The 26818-nt window shown below is 55.2% G+C and carries 23 protein-coding genes; 14 read left to right on the top strand and 9 right to left on the bottom strand.

Features of this window, described 5'->3' with window-relative positions; translation table 11 throughout:
- Window positions 1–5 precede the first annotated feature (5 nt).
- Window positions 6–1103 carry a dipeptidase gene (locus VHE34_RS15590; RefSeq protein ID WP_325589550.1) on the top strand — a complete coding sequence of 366 codons (1098 nt, stop codon included), beginning with the start codon at window positions 6–8 and terminating at the stop codon, window positions 1101–1103.
- An 8-nt stretch (window positions 1104–1111) separates the two neighbouring features.
- Here the strand turns inward: VHE34_RS15590 and VHE34_RS15585 are convergent, their stop codons facing one another.
- Window positions 1112–2248, bottom strand: coding sequence for a lactonase family protein (locus tag VHE34_RS15585; protein ID WP_325589548.1), 1137 nt, complete (start codon window positions 2246–2248; stop codon window positions 1112–1114).
- A gap of 41 nt (window positions 2249–2289) precedes the next feature.
- Between VHE34_RS15585 and VHE34_RS15580 the strand changes: the two genes are divergently transcribed.
- The 3 genes from VHE34_RS15580 (at window position 2290) to VHE34_RS15570 (ending at window position 4134) form a co-directional block, all read left to right on the top strand.
- A complete protein-coding gene (locus tag VHE34_RS15580; protein WP_325589546.1) occupies window positions 2290–2802 on the top strand; it encodes a DUF4399 domain-containing protein in 513 nt (170 codons plus the stop codon).
- A gap of 103 nt (window positions 2803–2905) precedes the next feature.
- The gene (locus VHE34_RS15575; RefSeq protein WP_325589544.1) at window positions 2906–3625 is read left to right on the top strand and encodes a DUF4397 domain-containing protein; all 720 of its coding nucleotides are present in this window, start codon (window positions 2906–2908) and stop codon (window positions 3623–3625) included.
- A gap of 74 nt (window positions 3626–3699) precedes the next feature.
- The gene (locus tag VHE34_RS15570; protein ID WP_325589542.1) at window positions 3700–4134 is read left to right on the top strand and encodes a hypothetical protein; all 435 of its coding nucleotides are present in this window, start codon (window positions 3700–3702) and stop codon (window positions 4132–4134) included.
- Between the two features lie 6 nt (window positions 4135–4140).
- Here the strand turns inward: VHE34_RS15570 and gcvP are convergent, their stop codons facing one another.
- Window positions 4141–7071, bottom strand: a complete 2931-nt coding sequence (gene gcvP, locus VHE34_RS15565; RefSeq protein WP_325589540.1) for an aminomethyl-transferring glycine dehydrogenase — start codon at window positions 7069–7071, stop codon at window positions 4141–4143.
- 379 nt (window positions 7072–7450) lie between these two features.
- The gene (locus VHE34_RS15560) at window positions 7451–8386 is read right to left on the bottom strand and encodes a sterol desaturase family protein (protein ID WP_325589538.1); all 936 of its coding nucleotides are present in this window, start codon (window positions 8384–8386) and stop codon (window positions 7451–7453) included.
- Between the two features lie 156 nt (window positions 8387–8542).
- On the opposite strand from VHE34_RS15560, the gene VHE34_RS15555 reads away from it, so the two are divergent.
- Complete coding sequence (locus tag VHE34_RS15555) at window positions 8543–9031, top strand: YkgJ family cysteine cluster protein (protein WP_325589536.1); 489 nt, start codon at window positions 8543–8545, stop codon at window positions 9029–9031.
- 55 nt (window positions 9032–9086) lie between these two features.
- Here VHE34_RS15555 and VHE34_RS15550 read toward each other — a convergent pair whose 3' ends face one another.
- The 3 genes from VHE34_RS15550 to folK are packed head-to-tail and all read right to left on the bottom strand — an operon-like array spanning window position 9087 to window position 11453.
- On the bottom strand, window positions 9087–10325 hold the full coding sequence (locus VHE34_RS15550) for an MFS transporter (RefSeq protein WP_325589534.1): 1239 nt from the start codon (window positions 10323–10325) through the stop codon (window positions 9087–9089).
- Window positions 10326–10338: 13 nt separating this feature from the next.
- A complete protein-coding gene (locus tag VHE34_RS15545) occupies window positions 10339–10971 on the bottom strand; it encodes a deoxynucleoside kinase (RefSeq protein WP_325589532.1) in 633 nt (210 codons plus the stop codon).
- Window positions 10968–11453, bottom strand: a complete 486-nt coding sequence (gene folK / locus VHE34_RS15540) for a 2-amino-4-hydroxy-6-hydroxymethyldihydropteridine diphosphokinase (protein ID WP_325589530.1) — start codon at window positions 11451–11453, stop codon at window positions 10968–10970. Before folK ends, VHE34_RS15545 begins: the two co-directional genes overlap by 4 nt.
- An 82-nt stretch (window positions 11454–11535) precedes the next feature.
- Between folK and sppA the strand changes: the two genes are divergently transcribed.
- From sppA to VHE34_RS15520, 4 genes are read left to right on the top strand one after another with little or no spacing between them, the layout of a single operon-like run.
- Entirely contained in the window at window positions 11536–13290 is a 1755-nt protein-coding gene (gene sppA / locus VHE34_RS15535) for a signal peptide peptidase SppA (protein ID WP_325589528.1), read from the top strand.
- Window positions 13291–13292: 2 nt separating this feature from the next.
- Window positions 13293–14399, top strand: coding sequence for an ABC transporter permease (locus tag VHE34_RS15530; protein WP_325589526.1), 1107 nt, complete (start codon window positions 13293–13295; stop codon window positions 14397–14399).
- 5 nt (window positions 14400–14404) lie between these two features.
- A complete protein-coding gene (locus tag VHE34_RS15525) occupies window positions 14405–14920 on the top strand; it encodes an SRPBCC family protein (protein ID WP_325589524.1) in 516 nt (171 codons plus the stop codon).
- A 51-nt stretch (window positions 14921–14971) separates the two neighbouring features.
- Window positions 14972–15478, top strand: coding sequence for a DUF2911 domain-containing protein (locus VHE34_RS15520; RefSeq protein ID WP_325589522.1), 507 nt, complete (start codon window positions 14972–14974; stop codon window positions 15476–15478).
- Here the strand turns inward: VHE34_RS15520 and bioA are convergent.
- A complete protein-coding gene (gene bioA / locus VHE34_RS15515) occupies window positions 15468–16757 on the bottom strand; it encodes an adenosylmethionine--8-amino-7-oxononanoate transaminase (RefSeq protein WP_325589519.1) in 1290 nt (429 codons plus the stop codon). The genes VHE34_RS15520 and bioA overlap by 11 nt on opposite strands.
- A gap of 20 nt (window positions 16758–16777) precedes the next feature.
- Between bioA and VHE34_RS15510 the strand changes: the two genes are divergently transcribed.
- A complete protein-coding gene (locus VHE34_RS15510) occupies window positions 16778–17389 on the top strand; it encodes an RNA polymerase sigma factor (protein WP_325589517.1) in 612 nt (203 codons plus the stop codon).
- On the top strand, window positions 17376–18749 hold the full coding sequence (locus VHE34_RS15505) for an outer membrane beta-barrel protein (protein ID WP_325589515.1): 1374 nt from the start codon (window positions 17376–17378) through the stop codon (window positions 18747–18749). Before VHE34_RS15510 ends, VHE34_RS15505 begins: the two co-directional genes overlap by 14 nt.
- On the opposite strand, the gene queG is transcribed toward VHE34_RS15505, so the two are convergent.
- Window positions 18730–19674, bottom strand: coding sequence for a tRNA epoxyqueuosine(34) reductase QueG (gene queG, locus VHE34_RS15500; protein WP_325589513.1), 945 nt, complete (start codon window positions 19672–19674; stop codon window positions 18730–18732). The genes VHE34_RS15505 and queG overlap by 20 nt on opposite strands.
- An 86-nt stretch (window positions 19675–19760) precedes the next feature.
- On the opposite strand from queG, the gene VHE34_RS15495 reads away from it, so the two are divergent.
- From VHE34_RS15495 to VHE34_RS15485, 3 genes are read left to right on the top strand one after another with little or no spacing between them, the layout of a single operon-like run.
- A complete protein-coding gene (locus VHE34_RS15495) occupies window positions 19761–21794 on the top strand; it encodes a DUF3857 domain-containing protein (protein WP_325589511.1) in 2034 nt (677 codons plus the stop codon).
- 25 nt (window positions 21795–21819) lie between these two features.
- Window positions 21820–23847: a DUF3857 domain-containing protein gene (locus VHE34_RS15490; protein ID WP_325589509.1), complete on the top strand. Its 2028-nt coding sequence runs from the start codon at window positions 21820–21822 to the stop codon at window positions 23845–23847.
- Window positions 23844–25742, top strand: a complete 1899-nt coding sequence (locus VHE34_RS15485) for a DUF3857 domain-containing protein (RefSeq protein WP_325589507.1) — start codon at window positions 23844–23846, stop codon at window positions 25740–25742. Before VHE34_RS15490 ends, VHE34_RS15485 begins: the two co-directional genes overlap by 4 nt.
- Window positions 25743–25781: 39 nt before the next feature.
- Here VHE34_RS15485 and VHE34_RS15480 read toward each other — a convergent pair whose 3' ends face one another.
- Entirely contained in the window at window positions 25782–26795 is a 1014-nt protein-coding gene (locus VHE34_RS15480) for a serine hydrolase (protein WP_325589505.1), read from the bottom strand.
- Window positions 26796–26818: the final 23 nt, after the last annotated feature.

Genomic DNA, 26818 nt, shown 5'->3' with positions numbered 1-26818 from the left:
TCTTTATGTTTATTATCGACGCACATTTGGACCTCAGCATGAACGCGCTGGAATGGAACCGCGATCTGCGGTTGCCCGTGTCCGCTATCCGGCGGCGTGAGGCCGGGCTTACCGATAAACCCGACCGGGGCAGGGGCACCGTGTCACTGCCGCAATTGCGGGAGGGTCGGATCGGACTGGTCGTAGCCACGCAGATCGCCCGCTTTGTTGCGCCCGATAACCCTCTTCCCGGCTGGCATTCTCCTCAGCAGGCCTGGGCCCAGACCCAGGGACAGCTTGCCTGGTATAAGGCAATGGAGGAGGCAGGAGAGATGGTGATGATCAAAGACCGGGCTTCATTGGACGCGCATGTAGCAAGATGGATGGGGGCAATCGGCGCCAAGGGCGTCGCGGAGGGACCGGTCGATCGCCTGCCCGTCGGCTATATCCTCAGCCTGGAAGGCGCAGACTCGATGATCACTCCCGACTACCTCCAGCGGGCTCATGCGTATGGTCTGCGAGCGCTTGGTCCCGCCCATTATGGCCCCGGCCGGTATGCCAATGGAACCGACAGCAGTGGCAGGCTGAGCGCCGATGGAAAGGCGCTGTTGCGCGAAATGGAGCGGCTGGGGATCATCCTCGATGCGACCCATTTGAACGACGACGCATTCTGGGACGCGATGGAGCTTTTCAACGGTCCCGTATGGGCGAGTCATAACAACTGCCGCGCGCTGGTGGACCATAACCGCCAGTTCAGCGATGAGATGATCCGCGCGCTTGTCTCAAAGGGGGCGGTCATCGGCGGGGCGCTCGACGCGTGGATGATGGTACCGGGTTGGATACGGGGTAAATCGGATCCCAAAACAATGGGCTGCAACCTCGAAAAGATGGTCGACCACCTGGATCATATCTGCCAGATAGCGGGCGATGTCTCGCATATCGGCATCGGAACCGACCTGGACGGAGGGTTCGGCAAGGAACAATGCCCGTATGACCTCGAGACCATTGCCGATCTGCAAACCATGCTACCCCACCTTCTTGCCAAAAGAGGATACACCCGGCAGGATATCGAAAATATCTTCCACGGCAACTGGCTTCGCTTCCTGCGCAATGCGTGGAAATGATGATGATCTTAATTTACCGGCGTCATTTTGAGACAGACCGGCGCCGGGATCTCCAGCTGTTTGCCTGTAGCCTTCAGCAGACCCGTTTGCTGATCGATCTTGAAGAGAACGACGTTTTTACCGGCCTGGTTGGCGGCCAGCAGCCAGTGACCTGTCGGGTCGATGATGAAATTCCGCGGCCATTTTCCCATTGTCGACTGAAAACCTTTTACCGTCAGCTTTCCCGTGTTTTGGTCGATGGCATAGATCACGATGCTGTTGGCGTCCCCGCGATTGGAGGCATAGAGGAATTTCCCGTTGGGTGAGACATGGATGTCGGCGCTGCCGATATCGCCCTTGAATCCATTGGGAAGCGAGGAGATATGCTGGATGGGCGTCAGCTTGCCGCCGCTGAAATGAAAGGCGTCCACCGTGCCGCTCAGCTCTCCGATGACATAAACAAAGGGCTTTGTGGGATGGAAGGCGGAGTGACGGGGACCGGTGCCGGGCTGAACCGCGACGACGGAATCCGCGGCCGGCGTCAGCGGCTGCCTGGCCGAACCGGGATTGAATCGCAGCAGGGACAGCTTGTCCGTTCCGAGGTCGCAAACGATGAGATATTTCTCGTCGGGAGAAAGGATGGTCGAGTGAACATGCGCTTTTTCCTGGCGATCCTTGACGGCGCCGCTGCCCGTATGCTGGAAGGTTTGGGCCGCGGGTTGCAGCGAGCCGTCACCGGCGATCGGCAGCGCGGAGAAGTTTCCGCCGCTGTAGTTGGCCACCATCGCCCATTTGCGCGTGGCGTCAACCGTTACATAACAAGGATCGGCGCCGGCGCTTTGCTGCTTGTCGATAAAGGTTAGCTTGCCGGTGCTTTTATCAAAGGAAAAAGCGCTTACGCTGCCCGGTTCGGCTCCGTCCGTTTCCCCGACCGCATACACGAATTTCCCGCCTGGGGCAACCGCCAGGTAGGAAGGGTTCGTAGTCGCCATTGTACTGACAGGTTTGGTCTCGCCCGTTGCCGCATCGAAGGTATAGACATAGATGCCCTTGCTCCCTTCAGCGCCGGGGCCTTTCGTATAGGTTCCTACAAACAGATAATATTGCTGCGAAAATCCCGTGAGGGCGAGCAGCAACAGAGTGATGGTTGAAATAAAGATACGCATGCGGTAAATTACGTACTTTTATTCACTAAACTATCTACATCATGCGCAAGATCTATTTTCTTCCCGCTGCTCTTCTTATAGGAATGGTTGCCTGCAACAACGCGGACAACAAACCGGCAGCGGGTACGGACACGGCCAAGACGGCAACGGACACGGGAATGGTAATGGCTCATCCCGATTCGACGCAGGCCGTTCCCCCGCTGCCTTCCGTTCCGGCGGGAGCGAAGGTGTTCTTCAAGAATCTCAAGAACGGACAGACCGTCTCTTCGCCCGTCAAGATCGAGATGGGACTTGAAGGCCTGAAGCTGGATACTGCCGGCGCCATCGTCTCCGGAAGCGGTCACCATCACCTGCTGATAGACGCAGGAGATTCCATCCCGGCCGGTACGGTCGTTCCCAAGGACTCCACCCACCTCCACTTCGGCAAGGCGCAATCCAGCACCGAGGTCAAGCTGACCCCCGGAAAGCACGTGCTCACGCTGCAATTCGCCGATGGCATCCATCGAAGCTATGGAAGCCGGCTGGCTACGACGATCAACGTGACGGTCAAATAAGCAACAAGAACCCCGGCGACTCGAACGATGGTTGGCGGGGTTCTTGTTTAAGGGTGGACGCAACCCGCGCAACGAAAAAGCCGTAAGTGTTGTCATGGAGAATATGAAAGAAAGAATTCAGAATTTGGGTTGGACGTCCCTGTGTTTAGCGTTTTTAGCTTTTGCCTGGTCCGGGTGCTCGAAAGCCGGTTCCACGACGACGGTCAGCGCCGTCACTTATCTGTCTATTATCCAGGGCGCCCCCTTTTCCGGCGGCGCCAATGTGTACCTCAATGACACCCTGATCACTCCCAATGCTTTCAATCCCGGGACCTTCTCTCCCAAATACGGCACCATCCGGCCGGGAAGCTACGCCGTGAAATTCAAGAAGTCCGGAACCGACAGCCTCTTCGACCAGCTGGTCTCCTCCCCCTACGACACGCTTAATTTCTACACACTGCTGCTTTACAACACTACCGCGGACAAAGCCGCCCATGCCCTGAAGATCTTCGATGATTTCAGCAGCATCTCCAACAACAACAACGCTTACTATCGGTTCTTCAACCTGGCCCCAGACTGGCCCAAGGTCAATTTGTACATCGGTGCAACGCTTTCCCAGTCCAACCGGACCCCGGCCGACAATGCCGTCAATAACCAGCTCAATACTTTTAATGCGATTGCGGCGGGCCCGACGGTGCTTTCCGTCAAGGACGCGACGACCGACAGTGTACTGGTGACCTCGCCCAGCCTTACGCTGGCCTCGGGTACTCCGTACACCATTTGGATAACCGGGACAAAGGCGCAGAATAATTTATCGATCAATGTTTTGCAGGCTCAGTACTAAGCGTCGGTACGGGGCGTCCCGGTAAACGGGTGATCTAAACCCGCAAAATTTGTACTTTGGTGGAAACCTCTTTTATGGCCAAAGCTGCAAAGACCGAAGGCATCGGTATAAAATATGCCGACAAATCAGCCGGTCAACCCGAGTTGGTCCCTATATTCAAAGCCATTGCCGGGCTGCTGAAAGCGCGCGCCGGCGGCGAGTTGAAAATAAAAGGCGGTGAGGACGGGCAGATCGTCCTGGGCCGGTTCAAGCCGATCGTCATCGACGGCCGGAAAAAAGAGGAGCTCTGGCTGGCGTCCGCACTGATCCAAAAGGGATATGTCGGTTTTTATTATATGCCCGTGTATATGAACGATGTCGTTCGCCGTAAGCTGGACGCAGATCTTCTCAAATGCCTCAAAGGAAAGGCCTGCTTTCACATCAAAAAGAATGACCCCATTCTCTTCGATCATATAGAAAAAGCCCTGCGCATCGGCGTGGACGCCTACAAAACGCGGGGCTGGATCTAATATCTCTCAATTGGCAACTGCCTCTTCCGCATAGCTGCTCACCGGCTCGCAGGTGCAGATCAGGTTGCGGTCGCCATAGGTGTTATTGACCCGGGCGACGCTTGGCCAGAACTTGTTCTCGCGGACGTAGGGCAGCGGAAACGCGGCCTGGTTGCGGGTATAGGCATGCTTCCATTCTTCGGCGATGACCACATGCTGCGTGTGCGGAGCGTTCTTAAGGGCATTGTCGGTCTTATCGGCCTTGCCCTCCTCAATCGCGCGGATCTCTTCATAGATGCCGATCATGGCGTCGCAGAACCTGTCCAGCTCGGCCTTGTCCTCGCTTTCCGTCGGTTCGATCATGATCGTGCCCGGTACCGGGAAGCTAAGGGTGGGGGCGTGGAAGCCATAATCCATCAGTCGCTTTGCCACGTCTTCGGCCTCGACGCCGGCGCTGGCCTTGAAGGGGCGGAGATCAACAATGAATTCGTGGGCGCAGGTGCCGTTGGAACCACTATAGAGGATCTTGTAATATTTCTCGAGCCTTGCCTTCATGTAGTTGGCGTTCAGGATCGCGTAACGGGTAGCGTTGGTAACGCCTTCCGCGCCGAGCATCTTGATATAGGCGTAGCTGATCAGCAGGATGCTGGCGGAGCCGAAGGGAGCGGCCGAAACGGCATGCCCTGCGACGCCTGTCATGGCTTTGCCGTTGCTGGACGCCTTTGGTTCATCTTGACCGGTGTGAACGTGCCCCGGCAGATAGGGCTTCAGTTTTGCCGTGACACAGATGGGTCCCATCCCGGGTCCCCCGCCGCCATGCGGGATGGCGAAGGTTTTGTGCAGGTTCAGATGGCAGACATCGGCGCCGATCAGACCCGGGCTGGTGAGTCCGACCTGGGCATTCATATTGGCCCCATCCATATAAACCAATCCGCCGTTATCGTGTATCGCCTTGCAAATGTCCTTGATGCTTTCTTCGAACACGCCGTGGGTGGAAGGATAGGTGACCATTAACCCCGCGAGGCTTTCTTTGTATTGCGCTGCTTTTTCTTTCAGGTCTTTCACATCGATATGGCCCTCCTCGTCGCTTTTGACCACAACCACCTTCATACCTGCCATGATGGCGCTGGCAGGGTTGGTGCCGTGCGCGGAGATGGGGATCAGCATGACATCCCGGTGAGAACCGTTATTGGCGTTGTGGTACGCGCGGATGGTCAGCAGGCCGGCGTATTCGCCGTTGGCGCCGCTGTTCGGTTGAAGGGACGTTGCCGCAAAACCGGTGATCTCACTCAGCCAGTCTTCCAACTCGGTGAGAATATGGCGGTAGCCCTTCCACTGGCCGGCGGGCGCAAACGGATGAACGGCCCCGAACTCGGGCCAGCTGACGGGGATCAGCTCGGTGGCTGCATTGAGCTTCATCGTACAGGAACCCAGGGAGATCATCGAAGTGTTCAGGGAAAGGTCCTTGTTCTCGAGGCTCCGCAGGTAACGCATCATTTTCGTCTCCGAGTGGTGTTGGTTGAAGACGGGATGGGAAAGGAATTCCGATACCCTCGTGACGGAGGAGGGGATGTTCGAAAGGCGGTCGTCCACGTCGAAGGTCGCCGAGACGGTGGAGATGCCGGTCAACTGGCCAAACACGGACAGGATATTGACGACATCTTCCTGGGTCGTCGTTTCATCGAGGGTGATACCAACGGTTCCGGACGGGGAATAATAGAAGTTGATGCCCTGAGCCTCTGCGGCATTGCGCAAAGCGACAGCGTCCTTCACTTTGATCCGGAGGGTGTCGAAGTAGGCGTCGTTGAGATTGGTAAAGCCCATCGCTTCGAGTTCCGAGGCCAGGGTCCGGGTCAGCAGGCTTACGCGCTTGGCAATAGCCTTGAGGCCTTCCGGTCCGTGGTAGACGGCATACATGGCCGCCATATTGGCCAGGAGTGCCTGTGCCGTACAGATATTGGACGTGGCTTTCTCCCGCTTGATATGTTGTTCGCGGGTCTGCAGCGCCATACGCAGCGCGCGGTTACCCTGTGCGTCGATCGACACCCCGATGATTCGGCCGGGGATGCTGCGTTTGAAATCGTCTTTAGCTGTGAAGAAGGCCGCGTGGGGACCGCCGAAGCCCATCGGTACGCCAAAGCGTTGGGCGGAGCCGATGGCTACATCGGCGCCCAGCTCTCCCGGCGGGGTCAGCAGTGTGAGGGCGAGCAGGTCGGTAGCCATCACCACATAGGCTCCGGCGTTATGTACCTGCTGGATGAACTCGCGGTAGTCGGCTACCGATCCGTCGTTGGCCGGGTACTGAACGATGGCGCCGAAATAGCTGCCGTCGATAGCGGCCTTGCGGAAGTCACCAACGACCAGCTCGATCCCGATCGGCTGGGCACGGGTCAGCAGCAGGTCCTTCGTCTGGGCGAAAATATTGTTGTCGACAAAGAATTTGGGTGTCGTGACATGATCGTGGTCCTTGTTCTTCCCGTTGAAGAACATGGTCATGGCTTCTGCCGCGGCCGTTCCTTCGTCAAGCAGGGAGGCGTTTGCCAGGGGCAGGCCGGTGAGGTCGGCAACCATGGTCTGGAAGTTCAGCAGGCTTTCCAGGCGGCCCTGGGAGATCTCGGCCTGGTAAGGGGTATATTGGGTATACCAACCCGGGTTCTCGAATACGTTGCGCAGGATGACGGAGGGGACGATCGTTCCATAGTAGCCCTGACCGATATAAGATTTGAAGACCTTGTTGAGACTGGCGATGTGCCGCAGGCTGGTGAGATACTCGTACTCGCTGATGGCGCCGGGCAGGTTGAGGGCCTTTTTGCTCCGGATCGAGGCTGGAATGGTACGCTCGATCAGTTGATCGAGGGAGTCTATCCCTATGGTTTTCAGCATTCCGGAGGTTTCTTTTTCGTTGGGGCCAATATGGCGCCCCGCAAATTCATTCGCTTGCTGTTCGAATAGATTCATATTAGAGGTTGACCTTTCTTGAAAATTGGAACCGGACTCCGTCCGGTTTGGAATGCGCAAAGGTACGGTGATGTAAGGAGAATTCGAGCAAATTGACAAGGCGGTGGGGAAGAGGTGAATAAACGAGGCAGGACTGGCCATCCGGAAGGGGCGGAGCCCCTTCCCAAGACATAAAATGAAAATGGGCCGCTCCTATTTTGGAAAAAACCGGAGCTGGCCCATTTTCTTAAAAACCCCTAAACCCTAAAAATTGAATGCTAAGCAAAACATTTGAGAACGGCCGGGGCCGTTCCGGATTCGTGCGTTGGCATGAATGAATTGCTGATACAAAAATACTCAAGGACTCCCGAAATGGGATAATGGACATATTAAAAGGAAATTAAAATCGGGAGGCGCGCGCGGGTTCTGGCGTAAAAGTCGGATTTTCAATGGACTCTGCGTCCCGCATCTGCTCGCTGGTCTGGCGGCTTCCATCGTGGCTCCATCCCGGGGGGCCAAACACATACTGCCATTTTTCCTTCCAGCCGATGTCTTTGCGGACAAGGTCCTTGCCGATCGCCTGCCACTCATGAAGAACGAGGTTGGCGGGATCGGACTTCCCGATCGGCTTGGTCAACCCGTATTTGGTGGGTTGATATTCTTCAGCACTGAGTTCGGGCTGGAACGTGCCGAACAACTGATCCCAGATGATCAGGAACATTCCCATGTTCTTATCCAGGTAGCGGGGATTGGACGCATGATGCACCCGGTGATGGGAGGGAGTGACCAGGATATATTCCAACCAGCCCATCTTGCCGATGAGTTCGGTATGGACGAAGATGCCCCAGATCTGGGTCGCGGAATACATAAAAAGGATGTCCACGGGGCGGAAACCCGCCAGTGCAAGCGGGATGAAATAGACAAAACGATACAGCGGCTGGAACACCGAGCTCCGGAAACCCACCGTAAAATTCATCAGCTCGGAGCTGTGATGCGTGACATGCACCGCCCAAAAAAAGCGGATCTCATGATCCCAGCGGTGCAGCCAATAATAAAGGAAGTCCTCGGCCAGCAGCAGGAGCAGCCAGTAGGAGAATACGTTGGTGATGGATATCCAGTGATGACGGTAGCAGAATTCGAGGATCACCAGGTAGACCCCGCGAAAAAGCAGGTCGATACCGCCGTTGAGCAGCATCAAATAAAGGTTCGAAAGGGTATCCTTTACGGTATATGTCTTGCGGTGGCGATAGTTGCTGAGCAAGATCTCCGTAACGATGATGACCAGGTAGATCGGGGTGCTGACCAGAATGAGTATTTGTTCCCTGAGGTTTTCCACGCGGTGAAATTAATCTAAATAACGGACCTTTGCCCCGGTGTATTGTTAATGCATACATCTGCGCGCTTATGGAAAAATAAGCGCGCAGACGTACACCGTTTTATGATTGGCCTTCGGCCGTGGGCCAGGTTGGCCCACCCGTGCAAATGCTTATACATGAGTGATTTATTGAATAACTGGGAGAAAAAGTCGAAGGATCGCCAAAAGATCTACCGGCAATTCCTTGAAAAGGCCCAAAAGCCTGCGGTGCGTAATGAAATTCTCGACCGCCTACCCGATCTCCACGAAGAAGCCTTTCAAAAGGTCGACTGCCTGAAGTGCGCCAACTGCTGCAAAAACTACTCGCCCCGCTTCAAGACCCCGGATATCAAGCGGATCGCCAGGCACCTTAAGTTAAAGGAAAGTGAGCTCATCGAAACTTATCTCCGGCTCGACGAGGATGGGGATTATGTCGTCCGGTCCACCCCCTGTCCATTCCTCGGCGCCGATAACTTTTGCAGCATCTATGAGGTTCGCCCTTCGGATTGCGAGCGCTTTCCCTATACGGACGAGGACGTGCTTGTCCGCCGTGCCGCGCTGACGCAGAAGAATTCCACTTTTTGTCCGATCGTTTATTTTGTGCTGGAGAGGTTGATAAAAACCTGAGTATAACCGCTTGACTTCAGTTCCAAATCCCTGGGACTACGGCCAGTTGGGATACCTAATATTCCATCTCTCGCAGGCTGGGCGCCTTAAACCAGGTAGTGATGACCACGAGGATCGTCATGCAGCCGCCAAAGACGACGGACGGCACCACGCCCAACAGCCGGGCCATGACCCCGCTCTCGAACTGCCCCAGCTCGTTGCTGGAGTTGATGAACATGGAATTTACGGATGAGACCCTTCCCCGCATGGCGTCGGGGGTCTTCACCTGCACGATGGTGCCCCGGACGACGACGCTGATGCCGTCCAGCATGCCGGCGCATAGCAGCGCCACGAAGGACAGGAGGTATAGCTTTGACAATCCAAAGACAATGATACAGATCCCGAATCCGAACACGGCATACAGCAGGATATAGCCCTGGCGGCGATGCAGGGGCCGGAGGGACATGATCACCATCATACAAATGGAGCCGATGTCGTCGGCGGCGTTGAGCCAGCCGAACCCGATAGGGCCGATCCGGAGGATATCCCGTGCATAGACGGGGATCATCGCTACCGCGCCGCCGAAAAGAACGGCGAAGAGGTCCAGCGAAAGCGCCCCCAACACTTCTTTGGTATTCCAGACGAAACGAAGCCCTTCTTTGATGCTGTCCCAGGTCTTCTTTTCCCCCGCTACCATGATCTGTTTTGGCGAGAGGGTGAACAGCAGCGACCAGGCGATGAGAGCATAACAGCCCACGACGCTGAAGCACACCAGGTAGTTGGTATGGGCGATGAGGAAACCGGCCGTGGCATGGCCCACCACGGAGGCGAAAAGGAACGCGCTGGTGTTAATGGTCACAGCGTTTGGTAATTTTTCTTTCGGCACGATCTGCGCGACAATGGCCTGGAGGGAGGGGCCTGCAAAGGCGCGGATGACTCCCGTGCAGAAGATGATCGAATAGGTAAGCCACTGGACCCAGTGACTTTTTAGCGAGGCGACGAAAGGACCGAAGGACAGCGCCAGTAGTCCGGCCACACAAAGGATATAAAAAGCGGTGGTGCGAAGCAGCAGGGCGCGTTTATCGCTTTTGTCGATGACATGCCCCGCATACAGGGCCAGGCCAAAGGCGGGAAGGAATTCGGAGAGGCCGATGATGCCGATGGCCAGGGGATTATGCGTGATCTCGTAGATGCGCCAGCCGACGATGGTGGTTACCATACGCAGGGCCATGACGTAAAAAAAGCGGGCGGTGATAAAGTTCCTGTATTCAGGAATGCGTAATACGTCCAGTGCTGAAGGTCGTCGGTCGTCCATGTGATAAGATACGCTAAGGTAAGGTAAAATATTGTTGCCCTCCCTCGCTGTCATTTTCCAAAGCATCGATCACCACTTTCAGATGCGCGTCATTGCCCAGGAAATCGGCGTTGCTCACGTCGATAAAAAGCGTGCGGATATTGTGCTGGCGGATATACTGCGTATAGGTCTCCTGGATATTCAACAGGTATTCATCGGGGATGGCCTGTTCGTAGCTGCGGTTGCGTTTGCGGATGTTCGATTGCAGCTTGGTCACCGGGGCGTGCAGATAGATCAGGATATCCGGTTGTACCAGCTGGGAATACATGATGTCGAACAGCCCCTGGTACAGCTTGTATTCCTGTTCGGGGAGATTCACCCGCGCAAAGAGCAGGCATTTGGTGAACAGGTAATCCGACACGGTGAATGATTGGAACAGATCGCCGGTGTATACCAGCTCCTTCAGCTGTTTGTACCGCTCGGCCATAAAGAAAAGTTCCAGCGGAAAAGCATATTGAGCGGGGTTCTCGTAGAATTTCGGGAGGAAGGGATTGTCGGCGAACTGCTCCAGGATAAGCCTTGCATTGTAGTGACGGGCAAGCAGATGCGCCAGGGTCGTCTTACCGGCCCCGATATTGCCTTCGATCGTTATAAAGTGGTACTTCATGTCGTTAGCTTTTTCACCGCCAGGGGATCGGTGCAGTTGATCAGCAATTCCCGTACCGACAGGCCGAGGACGGGATGTGGATAACCGGGTGCGATCTCTGCCAGCGGCGCCAGCACAAAGCGGCGGTTTTGCATTTCGGGATGCGGGATCAGCAGCCCCGGCTGCCGGATGATCGCATCATTAAAAAAGAGTATATCTATATCGATGATCCTCGAATCGTATTTTTCTATTCTCTTCCTGCCCATAGCCGCTTCGATGTTCAACAGGGTCTGCAACAGCGTGACTGCATCGAGTGGGGTCTCCACAAGCAACGCCTGGTTGATGAAATCGGGTTGGTCCGTCTTGCCCCAGGGTGCGGTCTCATAAAGAGCGGACTGGCGGCTGATAGGGCCGGCGGCCGCTTCGATCTGCCTTCTCGCCGTGGCCATTGTTCCAACCCGGTCTCCTTCGTTGCCACCTATCAATAAATAGGAGATGTTCATAGATTCCTTTATTTTCGGGGGCCCAAATATCTTTATTTTTGCGGATTAATAGAGGATCACACTTTCAATACCACTATAATACATGCGAGGCTTTTTTAAAACTTTTTTCGCGGCCCTGCTGGCGCTGGTGGCCTTTTCCATCGTCATCCTGTTCGTGATCTTCACCATCATCGGCGGTATCCTGTCGCCGGCCAAACCGACCGTCGGCAGCAAGGCCGTGCTGGTGGTAGACCTCGGCCGGAGCTACAAGGAGCAGATGGTCGACAACCCCTTATCCGATCTGGGGGGTGACGATGAATACGATGTCCCCGGCCTTTACGACGCCGTCAGGCTTATCCGTCATGCGAAGACGGATACGGCAATAAAAGGAATCTACCTCAAGTGTAACAACGACCCGAACGGTTTCGCCACCAATGAAGAATTGCGCACGGCGCTGATGGATTTCAAAGAGAGCGGAAAATTCATTTACGCTTATGGAGAGAACATCCCTCAAAAAGCCTATTATGTAGCCAACGTGGCGAACGTCATCTATTGCAATCCGAAGGGAGGATTGGAGTGGAAAGGATTTGCCACCGAAATGCTCTATCTGAAGGGCGCCTTGCAAAAGCTCGAGATCGAGCCGCAGATCTTCTACGCCGGTAAATTCAAAAGCGCGACTGAGCCCCTGCGGGAAGATCATATGACCGATGCCAACCGTCTCCAGTTGACGGAGCTGCTGAATGATTTCTACAACCGGTTGCTGACCTCGACGGCCCGGGCGCGGGGTCTGGATACGACCGTTCTACGGAAATGCGCCAACGAAAGCCTGATCCGCCGGGCGTCCGACGCATTGCAGTACAAGCTGATCGACGGTCTTCGGTACGACGACGAGGTAAAGGACGAGCTCCGCGAAACTTTAAAGGTCGACAAACACAAATGGCTGAACTTCGTCACCCTCGGCAAATATGCCAAAGCCGTCAACTACAAGGCTTCCGGCAAGGATAAGATCGCTCTCATCTATGCCGAAGGCGAGGTCGTCGATGGGAAAGGCGAGCGGGACGAGATCGGTTCGGAGACTTATCGCTGGCTGATCCGTAAAGCGCGTTTCGACAAGGACATCAAGGCGATCGTCATCCGGGTCAATTCCGGCGGCGGCAGCTCGCTTGCCAGTGAGAATATCTGGCGGGAGATCAGCCTGGCGAAAAAGGAGAAGCCCGTGGTCGTCAGCTTTGGCGATGTGGCCGCATCCGGCGCCTACTATCTTTCCTGTAACGCCGACAGCATCTTCGCACTGCCGGGCACCATCACCGGCTCGATCGGGGTGTTCACCATTATTCCCAATCTGCAATCTTTTTTCAAGAACAAGCTCGGTGTTACCTTTGACGGGGTAAAGACGGCGCCTGAAGCGGATATGTTGAACTCGACCCGGCCGCTGACCGCTTATGAGCGGACCGTGGTGCAGAATGAGATCGACACGATCTATCATGATTTCAAATCCCGGGTCGCCGACGGCCGGAAGAAGGACATCGGCTATGTCGACAGTATTGCGCAAGGAAGGGTTTGGAGTGGAACGCTGGGCCTTTCGCTGGGGCTGGTAGACCGCATCGGAACGCTGCAGGATGCCATCGACTGTGCTGCACGACTGGCAAAGACCCATGATTATGAACTCGTCGAGTCGCCCGAGCCAAAGAGTTTCCTCGAACGCCTGATGGGCGCCTGGAAGCGGAATACGAGTATGAAGGCCGTGAAGGACGAGATCGGCGAAGACGGATATCGCACCTATACCACATTAAAGAAAGTGAAGGGCATGATCGGGGTCACGCAGACCAGGTTACCCTTCGATCTGACTATCGAATAGATATGAGAAACAACTATAACCAGCTTCGGGCCATGCTGGCGATCGCCCGGGGGAGCTTTAAGGGTATGTTGCGAAACCCTTCCGCCGTGGCCTTTGGTTTTGGTTTTCCCCTTGTGATCATATTGGTATTTGGTTCCATCGGCGGCGGCGGGCGCTCTGTGCCGGTTGCGCTGGCGCGGCAGGGGGACACGGCCAGTTGGGCCATCCAGGGTCTGCTGAAGACGACAATGGTGACCTTATCCCCCGACACCGCCGCGGCAACCATCCGCAAGGACCTCGAACGGGGCCGGATCGCGGCCATCATCACCGTCGATACGACGACTACCTCTGCCGGCATACCCCAGCAGGTCATCCATACGCAGACCTCCTCGGCCAGCGGCGACAAATATCCGATCCTGCGGCTGGCGCTTGCCCAGGTATTCCAAACGGCGGTAGAACCCAGGATGCCGTCGCAGTACAAGCCGCTCGTGATCGACCGGTTACCGGATATCCCCGGCCGGCAGTACTCGATGATCGACTTTATCATTCCCGGGATGCTCGGGTTTTCACTGCTCGGATCGGCGGTGTTTGGGGTAGCCTTTCTCTTCTTTGGCCTCCGCCAGCAGCTGGTGCTGAAAAGATATTATGCCACCCCGATCGGCAAACCCTATATCATCCTCGGCGAAGCCCTGGCCCGCCTGGTCTTCCAGATGATCACTGCCATCGTGATCATCTTCGTCGGAAAATTCTTCTTTCATTTTACGTTGATCAATGGCTGGATCACGGTTGGGGAGCTGCTGTTCCTGAGCCTGATCGGGCTGATCGTCTTTATGGGCTTCGGCTTTATCATCAGCAGCGTGGCCCGCAGCGAGAGCACGATCCCGCCTTTTGCGAATCTTATCACTCTTCCACAGATGTTGCTGGGGGGCACGTTCTTTACGACCGATGCCTTCCCAAAATGGCTGCAGGGGGTGATCGAGATCCTGCCCCTGAAGCAGCTGAACGACGCGATGCGGAACGTGAGCTTCGAAGGGGCGCACCTGACCGACTGCTGGAAGCAGATGGGCATCCTTGCTATCTGGGGAGTCGTTACCTATGCCATAGCGGTAAAGGTGTTCAAATGGGAATAAAGGGTATGCGAATCATAAAATTCCTGGTCTTCTGCGTCGTGACCCTGTTCATCGCGCTGACGGCCCTTTCCCTGCTGTTCCCCTCGGACCTGCGCATCTCCCGGGTCATCAATGTCGCTACCCGGAAGGTAACGACCCTGCAGGCCATCGCCGATCTCCAAAGCTGGGGAAAATGGAACCAGTTCGTACGGAACCCACAATTGACGAACGGTAAATATTCCTCGCCTTCGTCCGGCGCCGGCGCCTGGTTCTCTTCCGACCAGCTGAAGATATCCGAGACCGCTATCGACACTAACGGTATCGCACTACAATGGGACCTGACAGGCGGCAAAACTTACCGGGGTGGGATCGACGTACTGTCGGTGAACCGGGACAGTCTAACGGTACAGTGGTGGTTCGACCTCCATTTTCGTTGGTATCCATGGGAAAAGCTGGGCGCCTTCGTCTACGACCGGAAGCTGGGACCGGTCATGGAAGAATCTTTGGACAGCCTGCGGCTGTTTTTGGAAAAATCCCGTTAACTTTAGTGTCCCTTCTCCCTCGCTCAACATAGTCACTTAAAAAACCACCATATGCGAGTACGTAATGCTATTCTATGTTTGTTTGCCATCTTGTTCGGGGCTACGGTTTCCTATGCTCAGCCAAGCCATCCGAATAGTCCGCACGACACTTTAAAAGCGAAGGACATCACCATCACCTATGGCCGCCCATACAAGAAGGGAAGGGTCATCTTCGGGGGGACGGTAGCTCCTTACGGCAAGACCTACCGCTGCGGCGCCGATGAACCTACCATCATCACATTCGACAAGGATGTGACCTTTGGCGGCAAGGCCGTAAAGGCGGGTAAATACTCGTTTTTTGCCGTTCCTGAGAAGGACAAATGGACCGTGATCCTCAATTCCAACACGAAGATGTGGGGGACCGACCACGACAAACATGCCGACCAGGACGTGGTGAAGGTCGACGTGCCCGTCACCAATCTTTCCAAACCTGTCGAGCAGCTCACGATGGCCGTCAAGGGCGGAAAGATCACGCTTGCCTGGGATACGGTCGAGATCGGCGTTCCCGTCAAGATGTAACCGGCCGGGCCGAATACTTGATCAGACAATGGACCAGGAAATCATACACCTGGTCCATTTCTTTTTCGGTGGTGCAATAAGGCGGCATGAAATACACGGTGTTGCCCAGCGGACGGAGATAGATCCCCTGCGCCAGTGCATCCCGGGTGATGGCCGGAGCGATGGCATTGATGTATTCGTCACGGCCGGTGATGATCTCGAACGCCAGCACCGTTCCCAGCGCCCGGGGATTGCCGGCGATGGGGTAGGAGTGGAGGGTTCCGAGAAATGCCTGATGCCGCTCCGTGATGCGCCGGATGTTGGCAAGGAATTCCGGCCGCTCTACGAGGTCGAGACTGGCCAGGGCCGCGGTGCAGGCCAGCGGATTGGCGGTAAAGGAATGCCCATGGAACAGGGTCTTGCGTTTGTCATCGCTGAGAAAGGCTTCGAAGAGGCGTTCGGTCGTCGCCGTTACGCCCAGCGCCATCGTCCCGCCCGTGAGCCCCTTGCTCAGGCAGATGATATCGGCCTTGTGCCGGAGGTATTCTCCGGCGAAAAGCCGTCCCGTCCGGCCGAAGCCGGTCATCACCTCGTCGGCGATGCAGAGGACGCCCTGCTCCGAGGCTGCGTCGAGCAGCTCATCGAGCAACCCGGCCTCATACATCCGCATCCCGCCGGCGCCCTGTAGCAGCGGTTCATAGATGAATCCCGCGATGTCACGGCCATTGTCCAGTAAAAACCTCCGTAGCCCGCCGATGTTCCCGCGGGTAGGCGTATCGATAAATACCGGTTCGAAAAGATAATCGCGAAAGGGATCGGTGAATACGCTGCGCTCGCTTACGCTCATTGCGCCGAACGTGTCCCCATGATAGGAATGGCGGAAAGCCAGCACCTTGCGCCGGGGACGATCCTGGTTGCTCCAGAATTGGATCGCCATTTTGATGGCGACTTCCACGGCGGTAGACCCGTTGTCCGAAAAAAAGACGCGACTAAATGGACCGGGCAGTAGCGGCAGCAGCCGTTCGGCAAGGGTGACGGCCGGCTCATGGGTGAACCCGGTAAAGATCACCTGCTCGAGCTGCAGGGCCTGCCGGTACAACTTTTCCGCTATATAAGGGTTGGCGTGTCCGTGGATGGTGACCCACCAGCTGCTGACCGCATCGATATATGACTTTCCCTGATCGTCGAATAACAAGCTATCTTTGCCCTTAACAACCGGAATGGGAGGGAGATATCCCTTATGCTGGGTATAGGGATGCCAGATCACGCGTCTGTCCCTGTCCGTCAACGAGTTCATCATGGGCGCAAAGATACGCCGGGATGCAACGAACCCGCCGGTTTATTTGTCATCAACCGCAACAACGGAACATGGATTATCATCAGCTGGTAAAAGACTGTCTTAGAGGGGATCCTGCTGCCCAAAAGCTGCTCTATGAGCATTTTGCCGGGACGATGCTCGGGGTCTGTTACCGCTACACGAAATCCATGGTCGATGCGGAAGATGTCTTACAGGAAGCGTTCATCATGGTTTTCAAGAATTTGCACCAGTTCACCTTTACTGGCGAGCTGGGGGGCTGGATTCGCCGGATCATGATCAACACGGCCATCAATTATCTGAAAAAGCACAGCCGCTATCAAACCGATCTGTTGTTCACCGAGGGAAACCTGCACCCGGTATCGGACGACGATCCCGAGGTCACCCTCAGCACCAAGGAGCTCGCGGAGCTGATCCGGCAGCTCCCTCCCGGTTACCAGGCTATATTCAACCTGCATGCGATAGAGGGGTATAGCCATGTTGAGATAGGAAAGATTTTAGGCATTAAAGAGGGGACCTCCCGGTCGCAGTACGCGCGGGCGAGATCCCTGCTGATAAGCTGGATATACAGGTATTCAGCTTCTAACCAAAATGAAACGACCTATGTACGACCCTAAGTTTGAAAAAGGAGTGCGGCAAAAGATGGAGGGACTGGAGTTCGCTCCATCGGAGTCGGTGTGGGCAAACATACAAAAAGCCGTCGCCGGTCAGCGACGCCGCCGTGGTGGTCTCTTTTTCTGGCGGTTCGCGCTTCCGGCTATGCTGCTGGCCGGTCTCCTATCCGTTGCCTATTTTGCCGCTACCCGGCGCCCTGCAACCGTTGCCGCTCCTTCCGTGTCTCCGGCAAACACCTCCGGCGCCGGGTCGCCGAAGGTTTCTACCGTACCGGCCGCCACTCCCTCCGGTACCTCCGACCACGACGCCATCCAGGACCGAGCCGTTGCTAACGATCACACCCGCAGATCCATTGCAGGCCGCGCTGTAAAAGGCGATCGGCATGCCAATGCCGACCCATCCGGCGAAGCCGATGGATCGCTTAACCTTGTCGCATCACCGAAAGACGCCACTTCCAGTAGTAGGGCCGCCGCAAGCGCCACCGCAAGCTCCACCGCAAGCTCCACCATCGCTCCCTATCTTTATCAACCCGTGCTGGCCGGTCAGCGCAGCGCCGCCGCCATCAAGGCCGCAACGACCGCGACAAAGAAAGGCCTCATCTCCCTGCGCCGCCTGGATAAAGCGAGACGCCCCTGGGAAGCCGGATTTACGGCCGGCGGCGGGGTCTCGAGGCTCAACCGGCTGAACATCTCCGGCGGCGCGCAGGACCAGTCGCTCAGCGCCAACCTGTACAACATCACTACCGCCAACGCGGCTCCGAGCAAGTCCTATGTCTCCGATATCCGGCCAGACGCCTCTTTTACGGCAGGCATCTATCTGCAGAAACCCCTTTCGCGCCGCTGGTCGGTCAATCTTGGGATGAACCTGCACTACTACTCCACCCGCATCACCATCGGCCAGCAGGTGAGCACTTATGTTCCCGCAGCGGCCTCGCTGATCGTACCGACCGTCAGCGCGGCGGCGCAGACGTCCACGGCCTTTATCGCCGGCGACCGGCAAGTATTCACCAACCATTACTATTTCCTGGAACTTCCCGTCAACGTGCAATACCAGCTGAATAAAAGCCATCTGCTGCCGCTGTTCCTCGAAGGCGGCGTCTCGCTCTCCCGGCTGATGGGCTCGGATGCCCTGTTCTATAACGCCCATTCGGGGGTATATTACAAAGACCCCAGCGTGCTGGAGAAGACGCAGTTCAATGTCTCCTCGGCGCTGATGGTCGGGCTGCCCTTCCACGGGATCCGTATCATGGCCGGCCCACAGGTGGAATATGGGGTGACGCCGTTGGTGAACAACCATAGCCAGGGCGACCAGCACTTCCTTTACGGAGGCCTCCGGATCGTAGTTATTCCCGGCCGGAAATAGAAGTGTCCAGAAAATTCAGATTGCGCCGCAGCCCGGCATAACGGGCTCGCTTGATCGCCGAATGGCGGAAGAGTTCCCGGAATCCCTCTTCGGTCAGTTCCTCCCAGTCCGCGGTACTGAAGTTCAATATCGCCGGGATGGGCTCGAACGCGATTTCCGTCGAAGCCTTGCTGAACCGGTTCCACGGACAGACGTCCTGGCAGGTATCGCAGCCAAACATCCAGTTCCCAAATTTGCCTTTCATCGAGTCCGGGATCAGTAGTTCCTTCAGCTCGATGGTGTAATACGAGATGCACCGGCTGCCGTCTACTATCTTGTCCTCGTGGATCGCCTGGGTTGGACAGGCGTCGATACAACGACGGCAGGTGCCGCAATAGTCCCCGGCAAAAGGAGCATCGTATTCCAGCTCGAGATCGACGATCAGCGTGGCGATAAAAAAGAAAGAACCGGCCTGACGGTTCAGCAGGTTCCCATTGCGGCCCACCCAGCCCAACCCGCTTCGTACCGCCCAGCTGCGTTCCAACACCGGCGCGCTGTCGACGAACCCCCGGCCATCGACCTCTCCGATCTCCGCCCGCATCTTCACCAGCAGCTCCTTCAGCTTGCCCCGGATAACTTCATGGTAGTCCTTCCCATACGCATATTTGGATACCTGCGGTGCATCCGGCCGTTGTTTGGCCGCGGGGTAGTAGTTCATCAGCAGGGTGATCACCGATTTGGCCCCCGGGACAAGCCGGGAGGGGTCGATCCGCAGATCGAAATGATTCTCCATATACTGCATGGTCCCTTGCATCCCCTGCCGGAGCCACGCCTCCAATTTGCGCGCATCCTCGTCCAGCGGAACGGCCCTGGCGATGCCACAATGGAGGAATCCCAGGTCCTGGCTCCAGTTTTTTATCAGGTATGTATAGTCTTTTTTCGCCAAACGAATATATTTTTACCTTCTCGGAGCGTTGTTAATATAAGTAATTTAATTACTTTGGGTGAGTCTATCCCCTAACCTAACGTCTTATGACCGGCCTGAAACCCTTTAACCGTATACTATCGATCCTTTGCCTATGTCTTTTGTACACGATTTGCCATGCCCAGGGCAAAGCTAAGGATACATGGGGAAAGATCGGTCCCGAGGATTTTTCCGCAACCAATGCCCCCTCCATCGTCGCCGCCAATGCAAGCGCCATCATCCTTTCGGATCAGGGGTTCATTAATTTTGTCGGGAACAAAGTGGGTTGGTTCTCCCATGTGTACCAACGGCATACCCGGATAAAAATACTCAATAAGAGCGCGCTTGCTCTGGCTACCGTGGCGGTCGAATTCTACGCTCCCGATGAAAATCCGGAAAAACTGACCGATGTCAAGGCCTCCGCCTATAACCTGGAGAATGGCCAGGTGACGGAGACAAAACTGGAATCGAAAGACATCTTTGAGGAACGGGTGAACAAGCAATATTCGAAAATAAAGTTCTCCATTCCCGGGGTGAAGGAGGGATCGATCATAGAATATTCCTATCGGCTGACATCGCCATACGACCAGTTGCCCAGTTGGGAATTCCAGTGGGAAGACTATCCCTGTCTCTACAGCGATCTCCAGGTTGAGATTCCCCAGACGATGCTTTATGTACTCGTGCGTCAGGGAGTGCACCCTTATGCGGTCGATAAAGGCAGTGAGGGCCATATCAATTACCTGGTGACACAAAAATCGGAGGCCTCCCTCGGAGGTACGGACCAGTCCCTCACAGTCAGCGCGACTACGGTAAAGCACGAGTGGACGATGAAGGACTTGCCGGCATTTGGATCCGAACGTTTTTTGACCACAGCCGATAATTATATCGATAAGATCAGTTTCCAACTGTCCGGATGGAACGGCGGCGAAGAAGTACATCCTACCACGAATACCTGGGCCAAGGCCACCGAGGAACTTCTCAATCGGGAAGACTTCGGCGGGGCGATCAGCGCGGACAATAGCTGGATGGACGTTACGCTGGATAAGGTCGCGCCTGGAACCCTCACGCCCCTGGAACAGGCGAGGGCGATCTATTATTACGTCAGCCGGCATTTTACCTGTACGAATCATTATGACTTCCATGTCCGGACCAATCTCCACGACGTGGTGAAAAAAAGCAGCGGCACCGTAGGAGATATCAACCTGTTGCTCGTGGCAATGCTTCGCCGAAAGGGAATGACCGTCGACCCGGTCCTGCTCAGTACGCGGGATCATGGGTTCAACCTGTCGAGCTACCCGATACTTCAAAAGCTGAATTACGTCGTCGCTCAGCTTCGCATCGATGGCCGGACCTTCTACCTGGACGCAGCTTACCCGCAGCTTGGCTTTGGTCAACTAGCCGGAGCCTGCTATAACGGTCATGCGCGTGTCATCAGTAAGGAGGACTCGGCTTCGCTCTGGTTCTGGGCGGATTCGTTAAAGGAAAGCAAGTTCACGGTCGTGATGCTTTCGGGCACCGACAAAGGCCTTGAAGGGACCTGGCAATCCACGCTGGGGAAAGAGGAATCGTATCAGACCCGCATAAAGATCGCCGAGAGCGGCGTGGAGAGTTATTTCAAGAATATCCAGACGGCCTGGGGGGAGGACGGCGCAATCAGTAATCCAGGCATCGACTCGATCGATCGCCCGGAAGATCCCGTCAAGATCCACTATGATTTTGAAATGAAGACGTCTGCAGACGCGGGGACCCTCTATATCAATCCTATTTTGGGTGGCGGCTGGCACGAGAACCCCTTTGCCGCCGCCGATAGGAAATACCCCGTGGAGATGCCCTACGTCATCGACGAAACCTATATCCTTTCGATGCAACTCCCCGAAGGCTTTGCCGTCGAAGAAGTGCCAAAATCGACGCGTGTGATGTATAACGGCGATCAGGGATCCTTCGAATACCTGGTACAGCAAACCGGTGACCAACTGCAGCTCCGCGCCCGGTTAAAACTGAATCGCGCCACCTTTCAGCCGGAGGACTATAGTTCCCTCCGGGATTTCTTCGGTTTCGTCGTGAAGAAGGAGAATGAGCAGATCGTCCTCAAAAAGAAGTAATATCCAACTACTTATACCATCCATTATGGCCAAGACCCCTCCATCCCGCCTTGCCGTTGCGGCATCTCTTCTTATCCTGGCGCAGGCCGCATTTGCGCAGGATAAGATCCCGGTAAAATTCGGAAAAGTAACTCCACAGGATTTCGCCGTAACGGCAAACGCGTTGGACTCGGCTCCCGCCGCAATCTGCGTTGCCGATTTCGGCACTTCATCCTTTGAAGGGAATACCCAGGGATGGTTCACGCTTATTTTCAGACATAGTTGCAGGATGAAGATTCTGAAAAAAGAGGCCCTGGAAGCCGCGACGATCGAGATCCCTCTTTATATCAGCGGCCGGGACGCAGAAAAGCTTGAGAATCTTCGGGCGGCGACGTATAATCTCGAGGACGGGAAGGTCGTCGAAACGAAGATGGACGACAAGTCGGTCTTCACTACTCAACTGGACAAGAATCATACGATAAAGAAATTTTCATTGCCCGGCGTCAAGGAAGGTTCGATCATCGAATACAGCTACACTCAGACGTCCCCATTCCTTTTCAACCTGCAGCCCTGGGCCTTCCAGCGGGAATTTCCATGTCTCTGGAGCGAATACCAGGTCGACATGCCGAACTTTTTTCAGTATGTTACCCTCGGGCACGGTTTCGTGCCGTTTACTATCAACACCACGGATACCCGCAATGTTACCTTTCGGCTGACCATTCCGGGTGGGGCGGAGAGAAGCGAGCAAAACAACTTCGATGACAATGTCGTTACCCATCGCTGGGTCATAAAGAATGTTCCGGCGCTCAAGCCAGAGCCCTTCACCACGTCGATATCGAATTATGTCGCGCGGGTGGAATTCCAGCTTTCGAGATACAGTTTCCCCAACGGCTATACAAAGAACATCATGGGCAACTGGAGCAGTGTGAGCGAGGAATTGATGAAAGCGGATGATTTTGGAGCCGATCTCGACCGCAATAACGGCTGGATGGATGAAGAACTGGCGGGGATCACAAAGGGCGCCACCACTCAACTCGAAAAGGCGCGGAAAATATATAATTTCATCCGCGATAATTTCAATTGTACAGCTCATAACCGGTTGTATACGGACAATAGCATCCGGACAGTCTACAAGAATAAGGCAGGAAGCGAAGCCGAGATCAATCTGTTGCTTACGGCAATGCTGGATCATATCAAGATCAAGGCAGACCCGGTGATCCTGAGCACCCGGGCCAATGGATTTCCAAACGAACTGTATCCGTTGCTGAGCCGGTTCAACTATGTGATCAGCCAGGTCATGATCGATTCTTCCCTGTATCACCTGGATGCCAGCGAACCCTGGTTAGGCTTCGGAAAACTGCCGGGGAGATGCTACAATGGTTATGCGCGGGTGCTGAACAAAGAGAACCCCTCCGCGGTTTCCCTCGACGCCGATAACTTGATGGAGAACAAAATGACGCTGCTGATTCTCAACAAGGATGACAAGGGAGGGCTGACGGGGAGGCTCCAGACAACGCCCGGCTATGAAGAAGCTTGCGCGATTCGCCAACAAATGAAGAAATCCGGTATGGACGAATTTCTGAAAGGATTACAGGCGGCACACCAGGGCGAGACCTCCGTGAGTAATCTGGAGATCGATTCGCTTCAACGGCCCGACGATCCCCTGGCGATATCCTATGATATCAGCATCACGCCCGAGAAGGACGCAGACATTTTATATATCAATCCGATGATGGGCAATGAATTGAAGGAAAATCCCTTCAAGGCGGCCGAACGAAAGTATCCGGTCGAAATGTCCCATGCGATGGATGAGACTTTTACGCTGACCATGGAAATTCCGGATGGCTACCTGATCGATGAATTACCCAAGTCCGCCAAGGTTTCCTATAACGAAGATGAAGGGTTCTTTGAATACCTGATTGTGAAAAGCGGGGACAATATACAGTTCCGAAGCCGGGTCAAGCTCGCAAAAGCAAATTACAAACCGGAGGATTACGCCAGCCTGCGGGAATTCTTTGGCTATATCGTGAAAAAGGAAAGCGAGCAGATCGTGTTAAAAAAGAAAAAAGCATGAGAAATATCCTCTATTGTCTTTGCGCCATCGTACCTCTTATTACCCAGGCGCAGAATTATGCTGCTGCGCTGATCCCCGACTCTTTGCGCAAGGGCGCGCGGGCCGTGATCCGGGAGTCGGAAACCATCCTGGAGATCAAGTCCACCGGGAAGGCGGTTGAAAAGGAGCACAACGTATATACTATCCTCAGCGCCGGCGGCGATAACCTGGGCGGATACGAATCATCCTATGGAAAATTCAACAGCATCAGCGAAATATCGGGTTTTCTTTATGATAGCCTGGGAAAGCAGGTTCGCAAGGCGAAACGGAAGGATATGCAGGACAAGAGCTACGTCGATGACATGAGCCTTGCCTCCGACAGCCGTTACCTGGAATACAATTTCTACTGCCGGACCTATCCTTACACTGTGGATTACCAGGAGGAGGATGAATGGACCGGCATCCTGCACTTCAATGAGTGGCTGCCATTGCTCAATTCCGGAATATCGACCCAGCACAGCAAGTATGTCATCATAGCTCCAAAGGACTATACCGTAAGATACAGGCTGATGAATGGGGCGCCGCCACCGGTGATCACCGAAACCGGCGATAAGAAGATGTACACCTGGGAATCCGCCAATCTCCGCGCGCGGTTTACGGAAACTTCCGGCCCGCGCTGGCGGGAAATGGTGCCATATGTGCTCATCGCCCCTTCCGATTTCGAGGCCCAGGGCTATAAGGGGAATATGTCGACCTGGCAGGACTACGGTAAGTTCATTGCCAAACTGCGGGAAGGGCGTGATGTCCTTCCCGAAAATCTTCGTCAGCGGGTGCATTCGATGGTCGATACGATTTCCGACGTACGCCGGAAAGTCTATGCCCTGTACCATTACCTGCAGCAGAATACTCACTATATGAACCTCTCGCTGGGAATCGGCGGATGGCAGCCCTTTCCGGCCGAGTACGTCGCGACAAAGAAATATGGTGACTGTAAGGCGCTATCCAATTTTATGGTGGCCCTGCTCAAGGAAGCCGGGATACCGGCAAGGTACGTGGAGATCAGGGCCGGCGCCGATCAGCCGCCGATGATCGAGGAATTCCCCTCTTTCCAGTCCAATCATATCATCACCTGCGTTCCGATGGGCAAGGACAGCATCTGGCTGGAATGCACCGACCAAACCGTACCGGCCGGGTATATGGGCACATTCACCGATAACCGAAAGGCGATATTGATCGATGAGGACGGCGCGCATATCGTCAGGACACCGGCTTATACCGCGGACGACAATTTACAGAGCCGGACCATCCACGCGAAGGTAGACGGCGAGGGTAATCTCGATGCCGACGTGAATACGTTCTACCGTTGTATCCGGCAGGATGTGCCCCAAGCCATGATCGAGGATATGTCGGCCGACAGGCGGGAAAAATACCTCAATTCCCTTTTCTCCCTTCCTACGTACAAGGTGGATAAAAGTCAGTACCAGGAAGAAAAGGGACCGAAGCCGGTCGTCCGGGAGGAATTACACGTAGTAGCCTCCAATTATGCGGCGGTATCGGGAAAAAGGCTGTTTATCCTGCCCAATGTCTTTGATCGCAGCGGCAAACGTCTGCCGGCTGACAGTACCCGCAAATACGATTACATTTCCAACCGTTCGTACACCGATGTGGACAGCGTGGAAATTGCGGTGCCTACAGGCTATCAGCCCGAGGCCATGCCGAAAGACGTGGCGGTAGACGGGAAATTCGGGCGCTATTCCTCTTCCGTGAAATTTGTAAACGATAAATTGATCTATTACCGGTACCTCCAGGAGTCGGCGAACCGGTATCCTCCGGCGGACTACGCCGCGCTGGTACGATTTTATGAGCAGCTATACCAGGCCGACCACCAAAAAGTGGTGCTCGTAAAGAAAGAATAGCGTTGGCGCCACGAACATCGGCGCTGTTCACTGCGTAGGCTACTGGCATCCGCCGCCGACCGCTTCACCAACCAGGTTCACGAGGCTTTGGTAAAGCGGTTTCTTTTCTTCATTAGGTTTTTCCGCGATAAGAACTGCCGCATAGCCCCGGCAATTGTCGATAAAGGCGGCCGTTCCTAACAGGTTGGGACAGGCGAGGATCGCGCTGCCGCCGGAGGCATTGGCGCCGGTGATGAATTCCCCCAGTCCGAAATGTGCGCCCGTCAGTTCCCTGGGAAGATACTTGATGGGCAGATCGGGGAACTGGGATTTCTCCATTTCCTCCACCGCCTTTTCGCTCAGGATGCGTTTTCCTTCGAACGTGCCCTTATTCAGCAGCATGGTCAGGAAGTTGATATAATCATTGGCCGTGGACTGTGCCCCGCCGGAAGGATTGGTTCCGCCGCCTTCCAGGTTGGCGAAGTTGGTGCCCCGCATCTTCAGCGGGCCCGTGATCCGTTCGCGGATCAGCCGCTCGAAGGATTTTTTGGAAACGATCTCCAGCACCCGTGCGGCGATATTGGGTCCGAGATTGCTGTAAAAGAACTCCGTGCTGGGGTTGGCGGCGATATCGTGCTTGTTGGCGTAGCTGTTGACCATGTCCTCCAGCGTCTCGAACTTTTGCTTCGAGAGTACGCTGGTAACGCTTGTTTCGGTCTTGATCCCGGTGGTATTCGTCAGGCAGTTCCGGATCGTGATATACCCCTTCATATATTTCCCGAACAGCGGGATGTATTGAGTGATCTTGTCGTCCAGGGAGAGCTTGCCTTCGTCGACGAAGGTCATCACCAGGGCGGCCGTCATCCAGTTGGCCGCTCCATAGATATTGGCCGGGGTCTTGGCCGTGAAATCGGGGTTCCCCTGCTTCTGATAGAGTACCTTCCCGTCCTTCACCACCAGCATCACATATCCTCCGCCAAAGGCCTTTTGGTTTTGTTTAAGTAGCTGATCGACAGCGTCGAAGTTAGATTGGGCAAGACCATGCAGACAGATTAGCAGGAGGATCGCGAACAAACTGAACCGTCGGCAGTTTAACG

The organism is Puia sp., assembly GCF_035546395.1.
Classification (GTDB): Bacteria; Bacteroidota; Bacteroidia; order Chitinophagales; family Chitinophagaceae; genus Puia.
The sequence above is the reverse complement of the archived record's forward strand: the minus strand, read 5'-3'. Positions and strand labels throughout refer to the sequence as shown.